Source organism: Citricoccus sp. CH26A (genome assembly GCF_000224415.1).
Classification (GTDB): Bacteria; Actinomycetota; Actinomycetes; order Actinomycetales; family Micrococcaceae; genus Citricoccus.
Genome location: NZ_AFXQ01000048.1, coordinates 1 through 4,843, shown reverse-complemented (window position 1 = coordinate 4,843; position 4,843 = coordinate 1). Strand labels below are relative to the sequence as shown.

Annotated in this window: 3 protein-coding genes and 1 pseudogene; all 4 read right to left on the bottom strand. The window is 58.8% G+C overall.

The window, feature by feature from the left end:
- Window positions 1-9: 9 nt before the first annotated feature.
- Window positions 10-408, bottom strand: a pseudogene (locus CITRI_RS19160) (IS481 family transposase); the annotation flags it as partial.
- Window positions 409-775: 367 nt separating this feature from the next.
- Window positions 776-2,317: an O-antigen polymerase gene (locus tag CITRI_RS19155; RefSeq protein WP_083843493.1), complete on the bottom strand. Its 1,542-nt coding sequence runs from the start codon at window positions 2,315-2,317 to the stop codon at window positions 776-778.
- 302 nt (window positions 2,318-2,619) lie between these two features.
- A complete protein-coding gene (locus tag CITRI_RS19960) occupies window positions 2,620-2,976 on the bottom strand; it encodes a hypothetical protein (protein ID WP_010145858.1) in 357 nt (118 codons plus the stop codon).
- An 80-nt stretch (window positions 2,977-3,056) separates the two neighbouring features.
- Complete coding sequence (locus CITRI_RS18185) at window positions 3,057-4,142, bottom strand: IS1634 family transposase (protein ID WP_202798455.1); 1,086 nt, start codon at window positions 4,140-4,142, stop codon at window positions 3,057-3,059.
- Between the last annotated feature and the right edge of the window lie 701 nt (window positions 4,143-4,843).

The following is a 4,843-nucleotide window of genomic DNA, read 5'->3' as shown; positions in this document are numbered from 1 at the left end:
GAATACTCACTTGCGCGGGGCAGCATCGACCTGACCGACACTGGACAGCAAACGGGCGATCGTGGCCACCGACGGGATCTTCCCGCCCGGGAAGGCGTCCTGCAGGGCTGCCTCGTAGTGGATCGTGCGCGGGCCGTAGTCCCACCCGTCGGCCTTGAGCTGCTTGCGGATCCGCACCAGCTCGTTGACCACCTCCGGACCGTACCTCCTGGCAGGACTTCTAGGCGCCCGGGATCTTGGGTGCAGCGCCGCCGTCGACTCGCTCACCGCCCGGCTGCGGACCTTGTAGAACACGCTCCGGGAGACCTTCAACGACCGGCAGAACTCGCTCACCGACAACGCGTGAGGCTGGGTCGCGTCGTACTGGATGATCGCCGCCCGGGTACGGGGTGAAAGTGCATTCGTCATCCCTCGACCCTCACCCACGAACGACGCGACACCCGTCCACGAAGAGGTGAGACATCCTGTCCACGATGTCATGAGATCGTGTGTCCACGATGCCTTGAGACAGGACACACGATGAGATTCAGTGTCTCCGAAGTGGAGAGATCCGGTGTCCACGAAGTGACGAGATCACACACCAACTGCATGGACTACCGCTACCCAATAGAGCTACCTGCCACCTGTCAGATCCTGTGGCATCTTGTTGGAAGACCTTCGAGACTCGCTATTGATACGTCGTATGTTCGTCTATGACAGCGAGCAAAATACACGCAGGTTAAACGAGCTTTTCGAAAACGTCAAGGAGCGAGAGAATGTAACCGTCGGCCAAAAGCTATGTTGTCGGCAGGTAGGGATTGCGCTTTCCCCCTAGTTTCCGTTCAGGCCTGCTCTGGCTTGGCCTGGCGTGGCGCTGTGCCATATACGCAGCTGCGGAAGATGTCACCACGTAGCACACCATAACTAGGACTAACAGGCGGCCCATCGACTGAAGCAACGGGCCACGTAGAACGATGAGACTATAACCCGCGATTAGTGGCATGAGGAAGCTGCCAAGTGGGATGTGCTGATGGAAGCCATCGTGGCGATTATTGAAGGACGCGTCACAGCGGCGCAGGAGCATCCCGAGCAGCACGAAAGCAACGATGACACCCGGCCACGAGAAATCGACCCACACTTCGAGCCATAGGGGAGAAGAAAGGTTGGTGTTGGGTGCATTCATCGCAGTACCTACGACGACACCGGTATCTGTGGCCTTTGTGGGCCATATTGACCGTGGAATGAAGAAAAACACCGCGCCAAGTAACTGTTGCCCGAGAGTGTGCCCAACTGTATCTATCCACCAGATGCCGTTGGCTGTCATGGTTGACTGATCAAAATCTTTCGTGGCGATCGTTTCAGCTACAGACTCAAAGCTCATCGTACCGCGGAACTCTTCCGGCACACGAAAGTAGTCTGAATATGGAAATACAACTAAAGCAAAAATAATACCCGTAACAATTATGCCTCTAAATCTTCTTGCGGTCAAGCTGGGCAGCGAAAAAAGAAACCCAAGCAATAGTGTTAATACCCAAAATCGCGGATTAGTTAGAGGATTATTAACGACTATGTTCAATCCCAGCAGACAAATAATCCAGAGCCAGGGTTCAACTGATTTGCGAAATACTTTGCGCTTTAATAAAAACAACGTCCATAACAAGAGCGCAACGAATACGGGCGTAGTGCCCAGCGCCGTGAGCAAGGAAGAGGCCGCGAGTGAATCTTCTTTCAGGCCAGCATCTTCCAATGCACTTGATCGGTCCAAACGGGTTTGAAAGAAAACTGTTACTGATCCGAGGGTAAATATGTACAATCCGGCAAGAATGACTCCGGCGATACTGAGCGCGCGTAACCTTGATAGGGTTACTAGGCGATCGAGCTTTGAAGTCGTATTGCCCGTCGGATGGAGGGACGCTTTACCTCTGAATGTCGCATAGCCAACGTCGAGCGCAATCGATGCTGTGAGGGCCAGGGCTTGAGCAGTGATCAGCGTCTGGGGGTCCATGAGGCGTCCCCAGTCGCCTACGTGCAACTGGGCCATGGGAACTACTGCCATGGCAATGTATATAAACAGCCAATACATCGCCATCATTAATCGAATCTCCCCGCTGGCGAGAATTAGAGCCAGTCTGAGGGATGCCCAGAACAAAACTACGACGTTCATTGCCCACAGCCCGGGGGTGATGAGGGCAGGGTCCACGGGTGCTCCGAAGAATACGAGGGGCAACCCGGCTGCGAAGATAAAGACAATATGGCCGAACGCTGGGCTTCGACCGCGCTGTGAAACTTCCTCCTTACTAAGCGCGCGATCGTTCAGTCGGGACTGGTTTGAAAGCATCAGAGATCCCCCAGAATGATGGCATTTTGTGGTGGCCAACCAACGGTCGGCGTGACTTGGACAGGCCGCGCACCCTATGGCTGTGCGAAGCCTAACTCTACCGTCTTCGATATGGCCGTGGGCGTTCGCCTCTGTAAGGTAGCCTCCGGTTATCGCAGGTGGCCAAGGAAGATTAGCTTGCAAAGATGAACAATTCTAATAACCAAGTTGCAGGCTGGCATCGCAAACAAATGGCAATATTCACACGGAGTGGTTGGCGTGGCTCAATAGTGACGTCCACTACTTCCCGACTTAGCTCATTCCTAGTGCCCTGATTTCTCGGGCAGGCTCCTGAGGATCTCTTTGGCTTCGGGGGTGAGGGCGGCGGGGATGGTGGCGAGGGTCCCGTTGATCTCGACGAGGCCCTCGCGCAGGGGTTGGAGGGTCTTGATGATCCGGCGCAGGCTCAGTCCGGTGGCCATCTGGAGGTGCCGGGCGACGGCCAGAGCGCAGAACACGATGGTCAGGTGGGCCTCTATCGCGTCCCGGGTGTGGTGGAAGATCGGCCGGGCACGCAGGTCGGATTTGGCCATCCGGAAGGAGGCCTCGACCTCGAACAGCGAGTGGTAGGCGGCCACGACCTCGGCGCCGGTGAGGACCTTCATGCTGGTGTTGGTCACGTAGCCCTTGAGCCCGAAGAGCTGCTCGGCGGCCTTCGCGGCCTCTTAGTCCACCTGGGGCTTCTTGGCGCCGTTGGTGTTCAGGAACCGGGCCTTGCGGGGCTGCTTGCGACCGGCGGCGATGTCCTCGGCCCGTTGAACCTGCAGGGTGTGGTTCCTGCGGTCGCGGTGTTCACGGGCAGCCGGTACTGCCAGACCGCCCGCCGCTTGGTGGAGGCCACCCCCTTCTTCAGTTCGGTGGTGGCCTCGATGACCTGGCCGTCGGCGAAGTGGTTGCCCGTCGTGGCGAACGTGGAGGCCAGGTCCATCGGCGCCTTCGAGGTCCGGGAGCCGACGATGTACTGGTAGCCGCCCTCTTCCAGGGCCTGCAGGTTCGCCCAGGACAGCATGCCGGCATCGGCCACCACCAGCATGTCCTGCACCTGATGGCGATCCCTGAACGCATCCAGGACGGGGATCATGGTCCGGGTCTCGGCCTTGTTGCCCTCGAAGAAGTGCAGTTCGAGAGGGAACCCGTGTCGGTCGACCAGCAGCCCGACCAGGATCTGCGGGTCGACCCGGCGCTCCTTGGAGAACCCGGACTTGCGTAGTTCGTCTTCCTCATCGGCCTCGAAGTACAGGGTCGTCACGTCGTACAGGCACACGCTCACCGCCCCGTCCTCGGCGGCGAACCGGTAGGCCGCCGAAGAGAGGCGGTCCCGCCAGTCGTCCTGCACGCAGCGGGCCAGGTGACGCTTGAGGGTGGCGTAGGAGGGCACGGCCTCCACGTTCAGCTCGGCCAGCACCCGCAGCGAGTCCAGCTTCGAGGTCGGCTCGATGATCCGGGCCAGCACCAGTTGCTTGAGGATCTCGTCGTCCACCGCCGCGCTGAATCCGATCCGGTCATAGGCCGCCTCCAGCACCTCCCACAACACCCTGGGCCGAGTACCGTGCAGCACCAGCCCACCACCGGGGCCGGCCCCCTTGGCGGGCACCGTCCTGGTGCCGTCGGTGTGCAAATCGAGGTCGAAGGCCAGCTGGTCGGCCTGGATCTTCTGGCGGGCGACCTGCTCCAGCGCGGCCAGGGTCACCTCGTCATGGGCCGAGCCCAGATGCTCGAGGATCTGCCTCTTGCCGTGGCGCTTCTGCGCGATCTGCACCGCGGTGGCCCCGGAACTGGTCTTCACCCGCCGGATGTACACACCTCACAGCCTAGAACCACCCCGGCTAGTGCCCCACCCCGCAACCACGAACCCCGCAATCCCGCGGATCCTTACCCCGAAAACCCCCGATTCACCGATTCATGAGCCAAGTCGGGTCGGTTCGCGTAGCACTAGTGGTTTTGCGGTCAGGACGGCATTCGCACTGAGGATGGCATGCAGAGGTTGGTGATTTGCATATGATGCTCGCACCTCTCCAATGTCCAGATCACCCTCCGGGCGTACATGAATTGGTTCATTCAGCCCAAAGTCGTCGCAATTGTGGCGTGAGGATTGCCTCCCCCTGCGTAGGGGCATTACCTTCGAGTGACGGGCCCTGGGGGGTCGCCCGACAGAACCGAGAGGGTGGTGCTGAACCTGCGTCGGTAGTCCATGATTACACAGTGGCGGGCCACAATTACGCGAGCCATTTTACGGATGCACTGAGAGGCTACGAGGCAACTGGAAACAGCAAGATCGCGTTAGTTCACCGTCACCTTAGGTAGCGCCGGCCTCAATATAATTTTTCCGCGAAGAATCTCGAGTCATGTTAAGTTTCGAGCAAGCTATTATCGGATCAGACAAGATTTATTCCTTCGCAAGATGAGGTCAAGACTCGAAGAATCTTCTTAGTCGATATAGCGGTGGCCGAGCGCGGCGTGGGTGAAGCCGGCCTGGCGCCAGGTGGA